14 protein-coding genes are annotated in these 17,851 nt (G+C 70.5%); 7 read left to right on the top strand and 7 right to left on the bottom strand.

Annotation, left to right across the window (positions count from 1 at the left end):
• The first annotated feature begins 53 nt into the window (after window positions 1-53).
• Window positions 54-1,190 (top strand): glutamate--cysteine ligase, encoded by a 1,137-nt coding sequence (locus tag H0524_RS05530; protein WP_180197683.1) that lies wholly within the window; start codon window positions 54-56, stop codon window positions 1,188-1,190.
• Between the two features lie 253 nt (window positions 1,191-1,443).
• Here the strand turns inward: H0524_RS05530 and H0524_RS05525 are convergent, their stop codons facing one another.
• Window positions 1,444-2,262, bottom strand: a complete 819-nt coding sequence (locus tag H0524_RS05525) for an alpha/beta fold hydrolase (RefSeq protein WP_180197682.1) — start codon at window positions 2,260-2,262, stop codon at window positions 1,444-1,446.
• Window positions 2,263-2,669: 407 nt separating this feature from the next.
• Here H0524_RS05525 and H0524_RS05520 point away from each other — a divergent pair, with 407 nt between their 5' ends.
• Window positions 2,670-3,164 carry a transposase gene (locus H0524_RS05520; protein WP_375371994.1) on the top strand — a complete coding sequence of 165 codons (495 nt, stop codon included), beginning with the start codon at window positions 2,670-2,672 and terminating at the stop codon, window positions 3,162-3,164.
• Between the two features lie 206 nt (window positions 3,165-3,370).
• On the opposite strand, the gene H0524_RS05515 is transcribed toward H0524_RS05520, so the two are convergent.
• Both H0524_RS05515 and H0524_RS05510 read right to left on the bottom strand, forming a co-directional pair.
• Window positions 3,371-4,663: a right-handed parallel beta-helix repeat-containing protein gene (locus tag H0524_RS05515; RefSeq protein WP_375371993.1), complete on the bottom strand. Its 1,293-nt coding sequence runs from the start codon at window positions 4,661-4,663 to the stop codon at window positions 3,371-3,373.
• 473 nt (window positions 4,664-5,136) lie between these two features.
• Entirely contained in the window at window positions 5,137-6,918 is a 1,782-nt protein-coding gene (locus H0524_RS05510; RefSeq protein ID WP_180197680.1) for an N-acetylglutaminylglutamine amidotransferase, read from the bottom strand.
• 318 nt (window positions 6,919-7,236) lie between these two features.
• On the opposite strand from H0524_RS05510, the gene H0524_RS05505 reads away from it, so the two are divergent.
• A complete protein-coding gene (locus H0524_RS05505) occupies window positions 7,237-8,163 on the top strand; it encodes an ABC transporter ATP-binding protein (protein ID WP_180197679.1) in 927 nt (308 codons plus the stop codon).
• Complete coding sequence (locus tag H0524_RS05500; protein WP_180197678.1) at window positions 8,160-9,782, top strand: ABC transporter permease; 1,623 nt, start codon at window positions 8,160-8,162, stop codon at window positions 9,780-9,782. Before H0524_RS05505 ends, H0524_RS05500 begins: the two co-directional genes overlap by 4 nt.
• Before the next feature lie 26 nt (window positions 9,783-9,808).
• Here H0524_RS05500 and H0524_RS05495 read toward each other — a convergent pair whose 3' ends face one another.
• The 3 genes from H0524_RS05495 to H0524_RS05485 all read right to left on the bottom strand — a co-directional run bounded on the left by H0524_RS05495 (window position 9,809) and on the right by H0524_RS05485 (window position 12,773).
• On the bottom strand, window positions 9,809-10,768 hold the full coding sequence (locus tag H0524_RS05495; protein ID WP_180197677.1) for a hypothetical protein: 960 nt from the start codon (window positions 10,766-10,768) through the stop codon (window positions 9,809-9,811).
• 273 nt (window positions 10,769-11,041) lie between these two features.
• Window positions 11,042-11,689, bottom strand: a complete 648-nt coding sequence (locus tag H0524_RS05490) for a CatB-related O-acetyltransferase (RefSeq protein ID WP_026322186.1) — start codon at window positions 11,687-11,689, stop codon at window positions 11,042-11,044.
• A gap of 97 nt (window positions 11,690-11,786) precedes the next feature.
• A complete protein-coding gene (locus tag H0524_RS05485) occupies window positions 11,787-12,773 on the bottom strand; it encodes a LacI family DNA-binding transcriptional regulator (RefSeq protein ID WP_180197676.1) in 987 nt (328 codons plus the stop codon).
• 161 nt (window positions 12,774-12,934) lie between these two features.
• Here H0524_RS05485 and H0524_RS05480 point away from each other — a divergent pair, with 161 nt between their 5' ends.
• Together H0524_RS05480 and H0524_RS05475 are read left to right on the top strand one after the other, a co-directional pair.
• Window positions 12,935-14,149, top strand: a complete 1,215-nt coding sequence (locus tag H0524_RS05480) for an MFS transporter (RefSeq protein WP_309225018.1) — start codon at window positions 12,935-12,937, stop codon at window positions 14,147-14,149.
• A 74-nt stretch (window positions 14,150-14,223) separates the two neighbouring features.
• The gene (locus H0524_RS05475; RefSeq protein ID WP_180197675.1) at window positions 14,224-14,694 is read left to right on the top strand and encodes a hypothetical protein; all 471 of its coding nucleotides are present in this window, start codon (window positions 14,224-14,226) and stop codon (window positions 14,692-14,694) included.
• Here H0524_RS05475 and H0524_RS05470 read toward each other — a convergent pair.
• Window positions 14,687-16,342 carry an FAD-binding dehydrogenase gene (locus tag H0524_RS05470; protein ID WP_180197674.1) on the bottom strand — a complete coding sequence of 552 codons (1,656 nt, stop codon included), beginning with the start codon at window positions 16,340-16,342 and terminating at the stop codon, window positions 14,687-14,689. The two genes, H0524_RS05475 and H0524_RS05470, sit on opposite strands and share 8 nt — an antisense overlap.
• Before the next feature lie 192 nt (window positions 16,343-16,534).
• On the opposite strand from H0524_RS05470, the gene H0524_RS05465 reads away from it, so the two are divergent.
• Window positions 16,535-17,752: a CdaR family transcriptional regulator gene (locus H0524_RS05465; RefSeq protein ID WP_180197673.1), complete on the top strand. Its 1,218-nt coding sequence runs from the start codon at window positions 16,535-16,537 to the stop codon at window positions 17,750-17,752.
• The last annotated feature ends 99 nt before the right edge of the window (window positions 17,753-17,851 follow it).

Below are 17,851 nucleotides of genomic sequence, written 5' to 3'. Positions count from 1 at the left end.
GCACCCCGGCAACGCGGCGTCGCGCGCCGCCCGACGAACGGACGCCGATCGCCATGACGTACCGTCCGGCCACCGACCGTCCCGACCTGGACACCCTCACCCTCGGGGTGGAAGAGGAGTTTCTGCTGCTGGACTCCGACACGGGGGAGAGCATGCCGGTCGCCGCCCGGGTACTCGACGGGTTGTCCGGCACCGCCTACGAGCAGAGCCGGCAGGAGTTTCGACACAGCATGGTCGAGATGGTGACGCCGGTCGTATCCGACCTGACGGAGCTGCGGCGGCACCTGGTGGCGCTGCGCACCGCCGCCATTGACGCGGCCGAGACCGCCGGCGCCCGCCTCGTCGCGGTGGGAGCGACTCCGGTGAACGAGGCACACCGGACCGTACCGGACGAACCCCGCTACCACGCGATGTCCCAGCGGTTCGGACCGGTCGCGCACGACCCGGCGGTCTGCGGTTGCCACGTGCACGTCGGCCTGCCCGACCGGGAACTGGCGGTCCAGGTCTGCAATCACCTGCGCCCGTGGCTGCCGGTCGTGCAGGCCCTCACCGTCAACTCGCCGCTGCACGACGGCCAGGACACCGGGCACGCGAGCTGGCGGGGGATGCAGCTGGAGCGTTGGCCGAGCATCGGCCCCACCCCGTACTTCGACTCGGCCGCCGACTACGACGCCACGGTGGCGGACCTGATCAAGGCGGGGATCATGCTCGATGCCGGGATGGTCTACTGGTATGTCCGGCCCTCCGTCGTGTACCCCACGGTCGAGGTTCGGGTTGGCGACGTCTGTCCCACGGTTGACGACACGGTGCTGGTGGCCGCGTTGGTACGTGCCCTCGTCGCGACCCTCGCGGCGGAGGTCCGGGGCGGTGCCCGCGCGACCCGGACCCGAGGCTGCCTGGTCTCCGCCGCGCACTGGCGAGCCGCTCACGACGGGCTCGACGGTGACCTCGTCGACCTTCGTACCGGGCACGCCCGGCCGGCCTGGGACCTGGTGGACGAGATGTTCGCCCTCGTCACGCCCGCCCTGGAGCGACAGGGCGACCGGGGGTACGTGCTCGACCAGCTGACCCGGCTCCGGGACGAGGGCACCGGTGCGGCCCGGCAGCGTCGGATCCTGGAGCGGACCGGCTGCGATGTCCGCGCCGTGCTGGCCCACCTGGCCGCGCAGACCCGCCCCACCCCGGCCTGATCTCGATCGCGCACCAGGACTTCGCTGTCGACGACGGCCCGGCTGACCGACTACCACCATAACAACGTCGGTGGTTCTCAAACCTCCCGATCCGGCACGGGGCGCCAAAGCCGGCCATTGTCAGCCGGGTTAATGAGGCCCAAGCCGCAGGTCGTGTACATGGCTGCGGTCGGCTTACTCGGCTCGAGCAGGACTACCTACAGCCGTGCACCAAGACGACGCAGTCTTACCGCGTAATAGGCCAGCCGCGCGGTTACAGGCCGGGTCTTGCGGCGTTCGCGCGCCGCAGCCAGTCCTGTGCCAGCGCGCGTAGTGCGGCGGGCTGCTCGAAGGGCAGGTAGTGCCCGGTCTCGTCCAATACGGCGAACGTGCCGCGGGGGTAGTTTCGCATGGCATGGAACTGATCGGCGTAGCCGACGACTCCGTCTTGCCGTCCGGCGAGGACACTGACCGGCCCGGCGAACCGGCTCTCCGCCGCCTCGTCGGGCAGGGAGTAGGCCGGGCCGGTCTGCAGCTTCCGCCTGAACTCCTCATCGCCCGCGCCGCCGAGCCGCAGGGCCTCCATGACAGCGGCGGCAACGGCCGGAGTGCGGTTGCCAAGGGCACTCTCCAAGTGCTCGTGCCACTCAGTCGGCGTTCCGCTCAGCCAGCCCGTTGGCGCCGCAGCAGGCGGTGACCCGGGCAGGTCACGGTGCTTGCGCACCATCCGTACGCCGGGACAGACCAGCAGCAGCCCTCGCACCAGCTCGGGCCGCTGACGGGCGATCCCCGCAGCCAGATAGGCGCCGTAGGAGGCGCCCGCGAGCATGACCGGCGTGGTGGTGTGCCGTTCCAGCCACGAGCAAACAGTTTCCAGCACGCTCTGTGAGTCGGGTGGGCAGCTCACCGGGGAGTCCCCGTGCCCCGGCAGGTCCAGATGAGCCGTCCGGAGGCCGAATCCGGCGAAGGCGGGTTGAAACGCCGTCGCCATGGCCTGTCTGGTCATCCCGAACCAGGGCAGGCAGACGATGTGCGGCGAGGAGTCAGCGAGCGCCGGGTGAGGGCTGGCCTCGTCAACGTGAACCTCGGACACTATCGCTCTCGGACCGTCGTGAGTGTTCATGACGACAGTGCACATCCGCGGAACGGCTATGGGCAACCCGAACCGCCGTGGGTGCGATGCACTCCCCGCGAACGAGCCGGATCGCCCCCGCTCCGCCGGCGCCGCGCATCGAAAAGCGCGGTCCACCAGGGGTGGGATGTAACATTGCGTAAAGACTTGCACCAAGTCCGGAGCGGTCCCGAACACGCCGCGAGCATCACTACCCGTGACGCCGCATTCGCTGCCTCCGCAGCGCAGGCACGACCCGCCACGAACGTGACCCGCCCAGCCGTCGCCGAGGATATGACTTGATCATTGTGTTGACATGCGCTAGGGCCGCCGGCGGCTATCACGGTCCGTGTTTTTCGTCTCCGCTTTGGTTGCATAGCGTGACGCCTATGGGGAGTCGGGCCAGGACCCGACACCAGGTGACCGCCCGGCTGATCGTGCGCCGGACCCGCCGCAACGACCCGGCTCAGGCTCCTGGTCAGGAAGAACTCCTGCCGGCCTACCGATATCACGCGGTCTTCACCGACAGCCCGTTCACCCTCGTGCAGGCCGAAGCCCAGCACCGCCAACACGCGGTCATCGAGCAGATCAACGCGGATCTGATCGCCGGACCACTCGCGCACCTGCCGTCCGGCCGGTTCAACGCCAACGCCGCCTGGCTCACCTGCGCCGGCATCGCCTACAACCTGACCCGCGCTGCCGGGCACCTCGCCGCCGGAGCCTGGCCGGCCGCCCGGGCCGCCACCATCCGGGCCCGGATCATCAACGTCGCCGCCCGTCTCGCGCATCGGGCCCGTACCGTCCACCTGCACCTACCCGAGCACTGGCCCTGGCAGGCCGGGTTCGACAACCTGTTCACCGCCGTCCACACCGCACCCGGCTGACCACCACATACCGACCGGAACCAGGCGGCCCGACCACAGGCCACGAACCCCGCTGTCATCCCGAACGACCACGCCCGGAGCAAGCCGATCACGAAATCGGCGACTCCGTCCTGCCCGAAACCACTCGAAATCGAATCTATTCAACCGCGGCCATCACGAACCGCATCGGTGGATCGAGGCTCAGTAAGTCCGATGCGCTTGAATCGTTACCCGGGGCAGCCGGGTACAGCGCCGGAGCAGTTGTTCGGCCGATTCTTCACCACCACAGTGCCGGTGGCCGTGTTCAGCTCGACCGTGCCGCCCGCGTTGAAGATGCCGCCGCCGTCGGTAATGGCAATATTTTCAACGACCGCAGTGGCGAAAAGGGTTAGCGTACCGCCGCCGCCGTTATAGATTCCGCCGCCCAGGTTGGCCTGATTTCCGGTGACCTTCGTGCCCCGTAGCACCATCCCGGCAGAATTGAAGATAGCACCTCCCTGGTTGCTGCTGTTGTTGTTCTTAACAACGCTGTCCTCAATGACAACGGAGGAGTTTGCGTCTGTCCCAAGGCCGCCAGCAAGTCCTGAACTAGCCACGTTTCCGGCGAGGGTGACCGATTGGAGTGTCACCTGCGTGGAGACGTTAACAAAGATACCGCCAATCGATCCTGCAGCGACATTATTCGTCACTTCACTGTTCGCGATAAGGCTAGTCCCGCTGTTTATAAAATAGCCACCGATAGCACCCTGTACCCGATTGCCGGAAATACTACTGCCTTCTATCTGAGAAGTTCCCGAGCTCACGATACCGCCTCCAAGAGAGGCATTATTAAAATCTATGTGAGACTTGCTGATGCCGAGTACGCCGATGCTTGAAACACCGCCACCACTAGAGTTCGAGGTGTTGCGGTTGACTGTGGAATTGTTGAGTTGGGTGTTGCCGTTGTTTGCGATGCCGCCGCCACTACCGCCGGCAATATTGCGAGTGACGGTGCTGTGGTTGGTGGTCAACGCTCCGCCCACGTTCACGAAGATGCCAGCGCCGTCAGTGCCAGCGTTGGTGGTCTGCCCGCCGGTGATCGTCAACTTCTGGAGAGTAAGGTCACCGCCTGGGTCGACGGCGATGATACGGAACTGTTCGACGGCGGCGGCGCGTTCGATGATGGTGTGTTTGCTGCCGTTGAGCGTGATGGGGGCGGTAATCGCGGGCAGTCCATTGCCGTCGATGTTGGCGGTGAGGAGATAGGTGCAATTCTTGGCGAGATCGAGGACGGCACCGCCACGGGCATTGGCGAAAGTGATCGCGGCGATCAGGCTGTCCGCGTCGCAGGGAACCGGAACACCCTCCGGTTCTTTCTCCTTCTGCCCCTTCCGGTCGTCTGTTCCCTTGCCCCGGTCGTCGCGTTTACCGTGGTAGCCCTCGGTAGGGGGCTGGTCGCCGGTGGTGGTGAGGCTGCGTTCGTTGGCGTCAGCAGCCGAAGCGACGGAAGCGCCGACGGTGGTCAGGGCCAGGCAGGACACACCGGCCAGGCCGACAGCCCACCATCGTGACCCCACCCGGCGTCCACCTGGTCGGTCCGGTTCATGTTCGTGATGCTTCATCGCGGTGTCAGGGTCCTTTCCCGTGAACGACAAGGTACGAACCACCCGGGCAGACCGGGGGGGGCTCCTCGACTACCAGGCAGGCGATAGTAGCCACCACGAGCTAAACCGATACAAGCTCAATAGGTGCGCGAATACGAAGGGATTGATCGAACGAGACATCAAAGCCGTGCCGGGTGGGATCTCGGCTTCATCAGGTGTTGGGAGACATCGTCGTCCTGCCGTTCGTCGCAGTGGGGCAGGGCGGCACGCATTAGCCTGTAGGGGCTCAATACTCCATACCTGCGGTGGCCTGCGGCTTCTTGAGGATCTACGCGGCTCGCTCGTACTCGTTGATCAGCCCGCCGAGGATCGGTCTTCGCCGTACTCTGGTGGTGGTGCGGCCGTCCGTCCTACCGCTGGTGCGTCTGCAGCCACAGCTCCAGCAGCCCGAGCTGCCACAGTTTGTTGCTGCCGGCCGCGGCCTGCGTCGCCGCCGGATCGGCGAGCAGTTCGTCAACGTACCCGGGCTGGAACAGCCCCCGTTCCTGGGCGGCCGGTGCCCGCAGCGCGTCCAGCACCAGCTCCCGCACCCGCCCGGAGACGTTGCGCAGCGCCGGCACCGGAAAGTACCCCTTCGGCCGGTCGATCACCTCCGCCGGCAGCACCTCCCGAGCGATCTCCTTGAGTACGCCCTTGCCGCCCTGCGCCACCTTGTGCTCCGGTGGACAGGCCGCGGCGAGCGCGACCAGATCCTGGTCCAGGAAGGGGGTGCGGACCTCCAGCCCCCACGCCATGGACATGCTGTCCACCCGCTTGACCGGGTCGTCGGGGAGCATCCGGTGCGTATCCAGGCGCAGCACCGCGTCCAGCGCGGTCTCCGCACCGGGCGCGGCCAGTTCGGCGACGAGTAGCTCCCGGCTGGCATCCCGGTCGTGGGCGTACGCCGGACTGACAACCCGGGACAACTCGGCGTGGTCACGGTCGAAGAAGGAGGCGGCGAAGACCTCCGCCGCCCCGTCCCGGTGCGCCCTCGCGAGCGGCTGGTGGTAGCCGTACCCGGCGAACACCTCGTCGGCGCCCTGCCCCGACTGGGCCACTTTGACGTGCTTGGCCACCTGCTCGCTGAGCAGGTGGAAGGCCACCACGTCGTGGCTGCCCATCGGCTCGGTCATCGCGGCGATGGTGGCCTGTACCGCCGGTAGGAGGTCGTTGTCGGCGAGCCGGATCCGCCGGTGGTCGGTGCCGAATGCCCGGGCCACCTGGTCGGAGTAGTGAAACTCGTCGCCGACCTCGTCGCCCTGGCTGTCGAATCCGATGCTGAACGTTTGCAGGTGGTGTTGGCCCGCCTCGGCGAGCAGGGCCACGATGAGACTGGAGTCCAGTCCACCGGAGAGCAGCACCCCGACCGGGACGTCCGCCACCAGCCGCCGGCGAACCGCCGCGCGCAGGGCGTCCCCGACCGCTGCCTGCCAGTCCCGGGCATCCCGACCGGCGTGGGCGGGGTCGCGGGCGTACTCCGGCTGCCAGTAGACGTGTTCGCGGCTGCGCCCGTCCGCCTCGACCACCCGCAGCGTCGCCGGGGGCAGTTTCCGGACGCCGCGCAGTACGGTCCGCGGCGCCGGCACGATCGAGTGCCAGGAGAGGTAGTGGTGCAGGGCAACCGGGTCGATGTCGGTGTCCACCTCGCCGGCGTGCAGTAGCGCGGGCAGGGTTGAGGCGAAGCGCAGGCGACCGGGGGACTCCGCCAGGTAGAGCGGCTTGATGCCGAGCCGGTCGCGGGCCAGCAGCAGCCGCTGGCGGGTCCGGTCGAACAGCCCGATCGCGAACATGCCGACCAGGTGGTCGACGAAGGCCTCCCCCCACTCGGCGTACGCCACCAGGATGACCTCGGTGTCACTGGTGGAACGGAAGGTGTGCCCGGCGGCCCGGAGCTCCGCGCGCAACTGCGGATAGTTGTAGATACACCCGTTGAAGACCAGCGCTGATCCGAGGTCCTCGCGCACCATCGGCTGGGCGCCAGCGTCGGAGAGGTCGATGATGGTGAGCCGGCGGTGCCCGAGGGCCACCCAGCCGTCCGTCCAGTGGCCGGTGTCGTCCGGGCCGCGGGACTCCATCGCCTGGCTCATCCGGATCACCGCCTCGGTGTCCGGCCTCGAGCCGTCAAAACGCGCTTCCCCGCTGATGCCGCACACGCTCAGTGCCCCTCTGGCCGCTGTCCGGCGGCCCGGGAGGGCCGATGGCCGAGCGTCGAATCCATGGCCACCGTCCCGTCGCACCGTCTACCTGGCCACCGAGCATGGCCGGGTCCCGTCCCGCGGACGGGTGCGCCGGGTACCCGCGCTCGGGCCAATCAAACCCGGCCCGGTGCCCGTCACCCTCCGGACCGAGTTTCGAGCCGGATTCGACACCGTTATAGCGTGGCGCGGGGCCCCTAGGGTGATGGTGATCGGTTCACCCGGGCGGGGTACCGAGCGCGCACCCGGCGCGAACTGACGGCGACAGGAGATCCCATGCCCGTTATCGCGATTGACGGCCTGGTGAAGAGCTTCGGCGCGGTCCGCGCGCTCGACGGGCTCAACCTGCAGGTGGAGGCGGGGGAGGTGCACGGCTTCCTCGGGCCCAACGGCTCCGGGAAGTCCACCACCATCCGCGTCCTACTCGGGCTGCTGCGTGGTGACGCCGGCAAGGTGCGACTGCTCGACGGTGACCCGTGGCGCGACGCGGTGGCGCTGCACCGCCGGCTCGCCTACGTTCCGGGCGACGTGAACCTGTGGCCCAACCTCTCCGGCGGGGAGGCGATCGACCTGTTCGGGGCCCTGCGCGGTGGCTTGGACCAGCGCCGCCGCGACGAGCTGCTGGAGCGGTTCGACCTCGACCCGACCAAGAAGTGCCGGGCCTACTCCAAGGGCAACCGGCAGAAGGTGGCGATCGTCGCCGCCTTCGCCTCCGATGTCGAGCTGTACGTGCTCGACGAGCCGACCTCCGGGCTCGACCCGTTGATGGAGGCGGTGTTCCAGGAAGAGGTGCGGCGGCTCACCGGCAACGGCGCCACGGTGCTGCTCTCCAGCCATGTGCTCGCCGAGGTGGAGGCGCTCTGCGACCGGGTCAGCATCATTCGCGCCGGCCGTACCGTCGAGTCCGGCTCCCTGAGTGAGCTGCGGCACCTCGCCCGCACCACGGTCACCGTCGAGACGGTGCGCCCGTTGACCGGCGTCGCGGAGCTACCCGGCGTGCACGAGGTCCGCGACGTTGACGGCCGGGTCCGGTTGGAGGTCGAGCCGGAGCACCTCGACGCGTTGCTCGCCCACCTGATCCGCTTCGAGGTCCGGGCGCTGGTGAGCGCACCGCCCACCCTGGAGGAGCTGTTCCTGCGGCACTACGACGGGGCCGATGACGGCCAGGTCGTCGCCGACCGCGGCGCGGAGTCGGCCCGGTGAGCGCATTCACCGGCACCGGCCGACTGGCCCGGCTCGTCCTGCGCCGCGACCGGATCAAGCTCGGGGCCTGGCTGCTCGGTACGCCGCTACTCGGGTTCGCCCTCGCCGGCAGCGTCATCGAGTTCTACCCCGACGAGGCCGCTCGCCTCAGCTATGCCGACACCGCGCTCACCAGCGTGGTGGCGCGCGCCTTCAACGGGCCGATCTTCAACGCCGACCTGGGCTCGATCGTCGTCGCCGAGGCGTACCTGACGTTAACCCTGCTCGCCGCCCTGGTCAGCACGTTCGCCGTCGTCCGGCACACCCGACAGAACGAGGAGACCGGCCGGGCGGAGTTGCTCGGTGCGGCCGTCGTCGGTCGGCACGCGTTGCTCACCGCCCCGTTGCTTGTTGTCGTCGGGGCAAACGTCGCCGCCGCCCTCCTCCTCGGGCTGGCCTTCGCCGCCGCCGGCCTGCCGCTGGCCGGATCCCTCGCCGCCGCCGGTGCGGTCGGCGGCGTCGGCGTCGCCTTCACCGCGGTCGCCGCCGTCACCGCCCAGCTCACGGTTACCTCCCGTGGTGCGAACGCGTTGGCCGCGGCCACCATCGGGGTGGCCTTCCTGCTCCGCGCCGCCGGGGATGTCCTCGGTGAGCGGGACGGCCTGCAACTGGTGAGCGCCTGGCCGTCCTGGCTCTCCCCGCTCGGCTGGGGCAACCAGGTACGCGCGTTCGGTGCCGAGCGGTGGTGGGTTCTGGGCCTGCCGATCGTGTTGCTGGTCGGCGCCACCCTGGCCGCGTTCGGTCTCGCCCGTCGGCGGGACCTCGGCGCCGGGTTGCTCAGTGACCGGCGGGGGCCGGCCCGTGCCGCCGCCAGCCTGCTCAGCCCGAGCGGACTGCTCTGGCGGCTGCACCGCGGCGCCCTGGTCGGCTGGTCGGTGGCGGTGGTGATCCTCGGGATCTCGATGGGCTTCGCCGCGGACGAGGTCAACGACGTGATCGCCGAGAATCCGGCCGCCGCCGAGCTGATCGCCGCGATGGGCGGCGGGGTCGACGACCTGGTTGACGCGTTCCTCGCCGCGATGCTGGGGATGTTCGCGTTGGTCATCGGCGCGTACGTGGTGCAGGCGTTGCTGCGTACCCGCGCCGACGAGTCCGGCGGCGTCCTGGAGGCGGTACTCGCGACCGCGGTGGGCCGGGTTCGCTGGCTGGCCACCCAGGTGGTGGGCGCCGTCCTGGGCGCGGCGGTCCTCGTGCTGCTGGCCGGGCTCGCGACCGGCCTCGGCTACGGACTCGCGGCCGGTGATCCGGGCGGGTGGGCGCTCCACCTGGGCGGGGCCGGGCTGCTGCAGCTACCGGCGTTGCTGGTGGTGGCGGGTTTGGTGACCGCGCTGCTCGGGTTGGTTCCCCGGTGGTCGGTGTCGCTGTCCTGGGCGGTGCTGATCGGATTCCTGCTGTTGGGGCAGCTCGGCGCGGCGCTCGACCTGCCGCAGGCGGTGCTCAACCTCTCGCCGTACACCCATGTTCCGGCGGTGCCGGCGGTCGAGGTGACCGTGCTGCCGCTGGTGCTGCTCACCGCGGTGGCCGGTGCGCTGCTCGCCGCCGGGCTGGCCGGCTTCCGCCGCCGCGACGTCCCCAGCTGAGTGGCCCGCAGCCCGATTCCGGGACGTTAGCCGGAGACCTCCGGCTCCGCTTCGGACTCCGAGCGGGTGTGGCGTTGGCGTAGCAGTTCACCGCTCCACCGCGCGGCGTCCCGCTGTTCGGAGAGGGTCCGCTCCCGGGCGCGGGCCAGCTCCTCACGGACCGCCTCCGGGACGTCGGCGTCGGGCAGATCGGCGAGGATCGCCGACCAGCGTCGGTTGAGCTGCTCGGCGTAGCGGGCGCGGCGTAGCAGCTCCTCGTGCCGGCAGTCCAGCGCGATCACCCGTTCCCAGTAGGGCTGGAGGGCTTGGCGGACCCGCTCGTCGAGTTGCACCCACGCCTCGGGCCGGCAGGTGACCGTCTGACCGCCGCGTGCGAACGACCACGGCTCCTGCCCGGCGAGCTTCCGCTGCAGCTGCGCTTCCAACTCGCCGGCCCGGTGCGGTGCGACGGTGCGGGCGAGATCGGCGGCGATGCTGGTCAGCCGCTGGGTGGCCGGTGGCAGAAAGTAGTGGGCGTACCAGGCCAGCTGATCCGGTCGCAGTCCCTGCGAACGCCAGGTGAGATCGGCGCGGATGGTGAAGGTGAAGACGTAGCCGCGGGCGAAGACGGTGATCGGACCGGCCGGCTCACGCCGCTCGATCGGGTCCTGTGGTGGGGGTGGGGCTGGGCCCTGTTTTGCCGCCGTGTCGACCGTACGGGCCAGCGTGAGCAGCCACCGCCACAGCCGCCCGGCAGCCGGTGCCAGCCGGGCGGCGAGTCGCCGGGCCGCCCAGGTCAGCTGGGCAGCGAACCGACGGGTCGCTGGTGCCAGCCGGGCGGTTACTCGCCGCACTCCGGCTGCCAGCAGGGTCGCGCTCCGTCGGCACGCCCGCACCGGCCGGGCCCAGCGGCCAGGCCGCGTGGCGTCCGGAGCGCCCGGGCGATGCTGATCCGGATCGGGGGCTTCGGGCGGCGGGGGCGCCTCCGCCGCCGGGCCGTCGGCCATGTCGCCTCCCTCGTCCGTCAACCGGTCCGCCGGGTCGAAGGGTGGTGCGGTCGGTGCCAGGTACGAGGGGAGTGCCGGCGGGTGCGGTGTCGCTGCGTACTCACGTTAACAAGGACCGGGCCAGTGGGGCGGCAGCGGCGCGGCGTGCCGATCGGCGCTCGGCTGACTGCGCGGGAGCCGGCGCGGCGGACGTCCGATGGTGGGCCGGCCTTGGGGCGCCCGGCCTCACCCCCGCAGCGGCCTCGCGTCGCTGTTGCGGGAGGACCAGAGTCCTCAGCTCGCTGGCGGCGCCACGGTCTCCAGGGCGTCAATGCTGCCGGACATGATCGTGCGAATGTGCTCGGTGATGAGTGGTAACGGCCAGTCCCACCAGGCAAGCGCCATCAGGCGGGCGACCTCCTCGTCGGGGAAGCGGCGGCGGATCACCCGGGCCGGGTTACCGCCGACGATGCTGTATTCGGGGACATCGTCAACAACGACAGATCCCGAGGCAACGATCGCCCCGCTGCCGATGCGGACGCCGGGCATTACCGTGGTGCGGTAGCCGAACCACACGTCGTTACCCACCACCGTGTCTCCTCGCCCGGGCAGGTTGGTGATGAGGTCAAGGTGTTCGCTCCAGGAGCCACCCATAATCGGAAACGGGAAGGTCGAGGGCCCGTCCATACGGTGATTGGCGCCGTTCATGATGAACCGTACGCCCTCGCCCAACGCGCAGAACTTGCCGATTACCAGCCGTTCCGGCCCGTAGTGATAGAGAACGTTGCGCACCTCGAAAGCCGTCGGATCGTCCGGGTCGTCGTAGTAGGTGAACTCCCCGACCTCGATCAGTGGCGAGGTGATCAGTGGCTTCAGCAGCACCAGACGTGGCTGTTCGGGCATCGGATGTAGGACACCCGGGTCGGCTGGAGTGCCTGTCATCGCAACGTCCTTCTGGGGGTGAAAAGGAGAAACCGGGACTGTAGCGCCCAAGGCGGGAGATTAGCACCGCGCCTGTTCTGCGGAGTAGCGCGTTGTGTCAGCCGCTCATCCGGTGCACCGGGCGGGACGGAAAGAGCGTTGGCGGCAGGGTCGCGTTGCCGGCCAGTACGGCGGTCACCGCCGCTGTCGCGATTCCGGCCACCGGGTGGGTGGACGTGGTGAGCGAGGGGTTGGTCATCGCGGCCAGTGGGGTGTCGTCGAAGCCGGTCACCGCGATGTCCCCGGGGACCTGGACGCCATCTCGGAGGAGCCCGCTGAGTACGCCGAACGAGGTCACGTCGCTGGCACCGACGATCGCGTCGGTGTCTGGCCAGCGGGCCAGCACCTCCCGGGCTGCGGCACGCCCGCGGCCCGCGGTGAAGTCACCTCGCACCAGCCGGGGCGGCAGCCCCGCTGCGCGCAACACTCCCCGGTAGGCGCGCACCGAGCGGCCGGCGCAGGGTAGCCAGCGAGAACCACTGATCATGGCGATGCGGCGGCGGCCCGTCGCGTACAGGTGCTCCACCAGCGCGGTGGTGCCGCCACCGTTGTCGATGTCGAAGGAGGCCACCACGGGGGAGCCGACGCCGAGCGAGGCGACCCGCCCGCGCAGCGTGGGCGGCACAGCGGCCAGGACCGTGGGGGTGGTGTTGACCAGGATCAGCCCGCTCACCCCGCGCTGTTCGCCGAGTTGGCGCAGCTGGGCCAGGTCCCGGGTCGGCAGCCAGTGCAGGGCCACACCGACGCCGTGCGGGGCGCACACCCGGGCGGCGGCGCCGACAACCTGGTCGACGTACGGGTCCTCGAGCACCCGGGGTGAGGTGCCGTGGACCACCGTGACCAGTCGCACACCGGTGCCCCGGACCAGGGCGCGGGCGGCCGGGTCCGGCACGTAGCCGAGCTTTTCGGCGGCGGCGGTGACCCGGTCGCGGGTATGGGCCGCGGCGTACCCGTTGTTGGCCAGTACCCGAGAGGCGGTGGCCCGGGAGACGTCGGCCACCCGAGCCACATCCGCCAGGGTCGGCGCGCGCTGCGGTGCCGGCATCGTGGTCCCCCCGTTCCCGTCGCCGGGGCGACGCTTGTCGTCAGGACATTATTGCTCGGCCCGACGACGGTGACCTGTGACTACTTTTCGGTTTGCAATGAGAACGTTCTCAGGGGTGTGCTCGTGCAGCCAGGCCAATACTGAAGCGAAAGGAACCTCTGGTGAGCAGCGTCACAACCTCGGCCGCGCCTGCTGCCGTACACCGGTTGGTGCGCACCGCCCGTACCGGTGTCGCGGTGGTGTTCGCCCTCAACGGCCTCGCCATCGGGTCCTGGTTCGCCCGGGTGCCGGCGGTCCGGGAGGCGCTTGACCTCACCGCCGGTCGGCTCGGGCTGCTGTTGCTCGCGATGTCGGCGGGAGCCGTACTGGCGATGCCCACCTCCGGTCTGGTCGCCCAGCGACTGGGCACCGCCCGGACGGTGGCGGTGGCGACCCTGTTGGTCTCCGTGGGCTTGGGGATCGCCGGCGTCAGCGCGAGCGCGGCGGGCTGGCTGCCCGGGGTGGCGGTGGGTCTGGTTGTCCTTGGCTACGGCACCGGTACCTGTGACGTCGCGATGAACATTGAGGGCGCCGTGGTTGAGCGGCGGCTCGGTCGTACGGTGATGCCACGGTTCCACGCGGCGTGGAGCCTGGGCTCGGTGGCGGGGGCTGGCCTCGGTGCGGTGGCCGCTGAGGTGGGGCTGGCGTTGGCGGTCCACCTGCCGCTCGTTGGCGCGGCGGTGCTGCTCGGCACGGTGTCCGGCACCCGGGCGTTTCTACCGGTCCCCGAGCCGGCGTCGGACGCCGACGGGGGCTCCCCGGCGGCCCGCCGCCGAGCGGTGCTGGCCGCCTGGCGGGAACCACGGACCCTGCTGATCGGCCTTTTTGTGCTGGTAGCGGCGTTCAGTGAAGGGGTCGCCACCGACTGGGTCGCGGTCGCGTTCGTCGATGGCTACGGCGTCACCGAGGCGGCCGGCGCCGCCGTCTACGGCGTGTTCGTGATCGGCATGACCGTGGGACGGACCGTCGGCACCCTCGCCCTGGACCGTTGGGGCCGGGTGCCCGTGCTCGGCGCCACGATCCTGCTCGCCGTGGTCGGCGTGATCGTGGCGGTGCTGGCCGGTTCCGGACCGGTTGCGGTCGCCGGTGTGGCGCTGTGGGGCCTCGGCATTTCCCTCAGCTTCCCGGTGGGGATGAGCGCGGCGGCCAACGCGGAGGAGCACGCCGCGGCCCGGGTCAGCGTGGTGGCCGTGATCGGCTACACCGCGTTCCTCGCCGGGCCACCGCTGCTGGGCCTGATCGGGGACCGGGTCGGGACGCTGCACGCCCTGCTGGTCGTGCCGGTCCTGCTGCTGCCGTCGCTGGCGTTGCTGCCGGTGACCCGCCCTCCCCGCTGACCGTCCCGGCCCGGGGGCAGCGAACGCTCGGACGGCCGGTGCGTATCCTCAATGGACGTCGTTGGGAGGCGCAGTTGATCCGAACCCTTGCCCACCACCTTGCCGGTGCCGCCGCCGCCTGGCTGGTTTTTGTGGGACAGGTGCTTCTGCTCTTCCTCGGACGCCATGGGTTCCCCCTGATAAGTGATGTGGATCGCAATTATCCGGTCAGCGTGCTGGGAATGACGGCGCTGCTCGTGCTGGGGGGCGCCGTCCTGGTGCCGACGCTGTTCGTGCCGGCCAGTCTTCTCGGTGAGGTTGCCGCAAAGCGGCGCGGGGCGCTCACCCGATGGGTGGTCGCGTTGGTCGCGGCCGGCGTCCTGGCCCCGACCTACGCGGCCGTCCTGGCGGTGGCAACCGACGCGTCGCCGGGCCGCACCCTGCTGACGTGCCTGGTCGCCGCGGTCGCGGTGCTCGGCCCGACCGCGGTGCAGGTTGGCGTCGCCCACGGCCTGTGGAGCTACACCTCGCAACGGCGGCCCCGCCCGGCCCAGCCGGTCAGCTGAGCTGGCGGGCGGCGGCGCGGCCGGCGACCCGGCCGGAGAAGAGGCAGCCGCCGAGGAAGGAGCCCTCCAGGGCGTTGTAGCCCATCATGCCGCCACCACCGAACCCGGCCACCTCGCCGGCGGCGTAGAGGCCGGGAAAGGCGTCGCCGTCACGGGTCCGGCAGCGACCGTCCAGGTCGGTCTCCAGCCCGCCGAGGGTCTTGCGGGAGAGGATATTGAGCCGTACGGCGATCAACGGCCCGGCCTTCGGATCCAGGAGGCGATGCGGCGCGGCGACCCGCAGAAGCCGGTCACCGCGGTAGTTGCGGGCGGAGCGGATCGCCTTGACCTGGGCATCCTTACCGAAGGTGTTGGTGAGCTGCCGGTCCCGTTCGGTGACGAGCGTACGGATCCGGCCGACCTCGATCGCCGGCACGTCCGGGTCGGCGATGCGGTTCATCCCGGCGACGAGGTCGTCGAGGGTGTCCGCGACGACGAAGTCCTCGCCGTGCCGCTTGAACGCCTCGACCGGCCCGGGAGCACCGGCCCGTACCCGGGACAGCAGCAGCTTGAGGTCCTTGCCGGTCAGGTCCGGGTTCTGCTCGGAGCCGGAGAGCGCGAACTCCTTCTCGATGATCTTCTGGGTGAGCAGGAACCAGGAGTAGTCGTAGCCGCTGTGGCGCAGGTGGCGCAGGGTGCCGAGGGTGTCGAAGCCGGGGAAGTACGGAGCCGGCAGCCGGTTGCCGGCGGCGTCCAGCCAGAGTGAGGAGGGGCCGGGCAGGATGCGAATCCCGTGGTTCTCCCAGATCGGATCCCAGTTCCGTAGCCCTTCGACGTAGTGCCACATCCGGTCCGGGTTGATGATGTTGGCGCCGGCCTCCTCGGCGATGCCCAGCATCCGGCCGTCCACGTGGGCTGGCACTCCGGCCACCATCCGCTTCGGCGGGCTGCCGAGCCGCGCCGGCCAGGCCCGGCGGATCAGATCGTGGTTGCCGCCAATGCCACCGCTCGTGACGATGACGGCCTGGGCCCGGGCCTGGAACTCGCCGACCACGGTGCGGCTGCTCGGCCGGCCTCGCTCGGCCGTGGTCGGCTCCAGCCGGCGGCCGTGCACCCCGACCACCGCACCGGCTTCCACCAGCAGCCCGTCAACCTGGTGGCGGAACGCGAACCGGATCCGCCCGGTGTCGACGTGCGCCCGTACCCGTCGCTCGAACGGCGCCACCACGCCGGGACCGGTGCCCCAGGTGATGTGGAACCGTGGAACCGAGTTGCCGTGCCCATCGGGCCGGCCGTCGCCGCGTTCGGCCCAGCCGACCACCGGGAAGACGCGATGCCCGTACTGCCGCAGCCAGGACCGCTTCTCTCCGGCGGCGAACTCCAGGTACGCCTCGGCCCAGGCGCGCGGCCACCGGTCCTCGTCCCGGTCGAACTGGGCGCTGCCGAACCAGTCCTGCCGGGCCAACTCGAGGGAGTCCTGGACGCCCATCCGCCGCTGCTCGGGGCTGTCAACCAGGAACAGCCCGCCCAGGCTCCAGAAGGCCTGCCCGCCCAGGTTCTGCTCCCCCTCCTGGTCAACGAGGAGCACGCTCCGGCCGAGGTCTGCTGCCTCGGCGGCGGCGACCAGCCCGGCCAGACCGGCTCCGACCACGACGATGTCAGCTTCCACGGCTGCCTCCTATCGGTGCGGCGGGCATTGACCCGCTTCCGGGCCGATCGCGGGGAGCGGGGCGGCGCCGGGGGTTGCCCCACCGTGCCGCAGTCAACCGGGTGACGCCACCACTTCCGCGCCCGGTGAGCATGAGTATTGTCAATCCGCGCGGTCCGGGGGTGGTCGGGCCGGCTGTCAGCGCGAGGGGCGGTGACCGGGGTGGGCCTCGCGGAACGGCTGATCGTACATCGGCTGCTCACCGAGCGTAGCTCGACTCTCGTGGACGAGCTGGTCGGCGCGGTCGTCGACCAGGTCCCGATCTACCGAGAACTCAGCGACACCCAACTGCGGGAGGTCACCGCCATCACCCGGTGGGCCGTCACCCGGCTCACCGAGATGTGGGTCGACGGCACTCGGCTGACCACCCGGGACGTCAACCGCTTTCGGGGCATCGGCGCCACCCGCGCCACCGACGGTCGACCACTGCTGGCGGTGCTGCGCGCCTATCGGGTCGCGGCGGCCGTCATCACGGACGCCATCGCCGCGCATGCCCCGCCCGGGCTGACCGTCGCCGACCTCGCCGCGCTGGTGCAGGCCCTGGTCGCCGCGCTCGACGAGTTGTCCGAGGCGTTGGCCAACGGCTATCAGCACAAGGCCGCCGAGTTGATCACCGACCGGCGCCGGCTGATTGACGAGTTCCTGCACGATCTGCTCGCCGGTCGTCAGACCTCGTCCGGCGCCCTCGCCGACCGCACCGAGCAGCTCAACGTCCGCGTTCCCACCAGCTTCGGCCTCCTCCTCGCCGGTGGCGATCCGAAGAGCCCGGAGACCCACCCGGCCCGCGTCGCCACCCTCGTGGCGTCGCCGGCCGCCGGCGCGGACCACGGCCCGGTCGACCTGAGTACCGGTGCGCTGTTGAGCACGGTGCGGGCCGGCGCGGGTGTCCTGCTGCTCCCGGACGGGCACGAGCAGTCCGAGGTCGTGGCGGCCGTGGCCGCTGGCGGTTGGCGGGCCTGTCTGATCAGCGGCGCCTCCCCGGCGACCCTGCCCCAGGACTACCGGGCTGCGGTAGCCGCGCTCGAGCACGCACCCGTGGCGGCGTTCGCCCGCCGGACCGTGCTCGACCGCGGCGACGCGCTCACCGTCGCGGTACTGCACGGCACGCCTCCCGTTGACCGTGCCGCACTGCACGCCGCGGTTCTCGGGCCGGTGCTCACCCCCGCCAACGCCCACCTGCTCGAAGGGCTCGACGCGTACCTCACCCACGGGTCGGCGATCGAGGCCGCGACCGCGGTCGGACTGCACCCGCAGACCATGCGCCATCGGCTCCGCCGGCTCACCGAGCTCACCGGTCGCAGCCTGACCCACTCCTGGGACCGGCTCGTGCTCGCGGTGACGCACGCCTCACTCCCGCCCCCGGGACGGTGAGCCGGCCGACGCCTCCCTGCGGGCTTGGGCCCACCCGCCGGCAGCGCGTCCTCAGCGCGTCATCAGGGGGCGTACAGGCGGCGCTCAGCCAAGGGTGGT

It is taken from the genome of Salinispora sp. H7-4 (genome assembly GCF_013416675.1).
Classification (GTDB): domain Bacteria; phylum Actinomycetota; class Actinomycetes; order Mycobacteriales; family Micromonosporaceae; genus Micromonospora; species Micromonospora vitiensis.
The sequence above is the reverse complement of the archived record's forward strand: the minus strand, read 5'-3'. Positions and strand labels throughout refer to the sequence as shown.

What these genes read in the sequence shown, in the direction of transcription:
- H0524_RS05490 (WP_026322186.1), bottom strand. Translation starts at nt 11,689, where the DNA reads ATGACAGGCACTCCAGCCGACCCGGGTGTCCTACATCCGATGCCCGAA.
- H0524_RS05495 (WP_180197677.1), bottom strand. Translation starts at nt 10,768, where the DNA reads ATGGCCGACGGCCCGGCGGCGGAGGCGCCCCCGCCGCCCGAAGCCCCC.
- H0524_RS05530 (WP_180197683.1), top strand. Translation starts at nt 54, where the DNA reads ATGACGTACCGTCCGGCCACCGACCGTCCCGACCTGGACACCCTCACC.
- H0524_RS05505 (WP_180197679.1), top strand. Translation starts at nt 7,237, where the DNA reads ATGCCCGTTATCGCGATTGACGGCCTGGTGAAGAGCTTCGGCGCGGTC.
- H0524_RS05520 (WP_375371994.1), top strand. Translation starts at nt 2,670, where the DNA reads ATGGGGAGTCGGGCCAGGACCCGACACCAGGTGACCGCCCGGCTGATC.
- H0524_RS05485 (WP_180197676.1), bottom strand. Translation starts at nt 12,773, where the DNA reads ATGCCGGCACCGCAGCGCGCGCCGACCCTGGCGGATGTGGCTCGGGTG.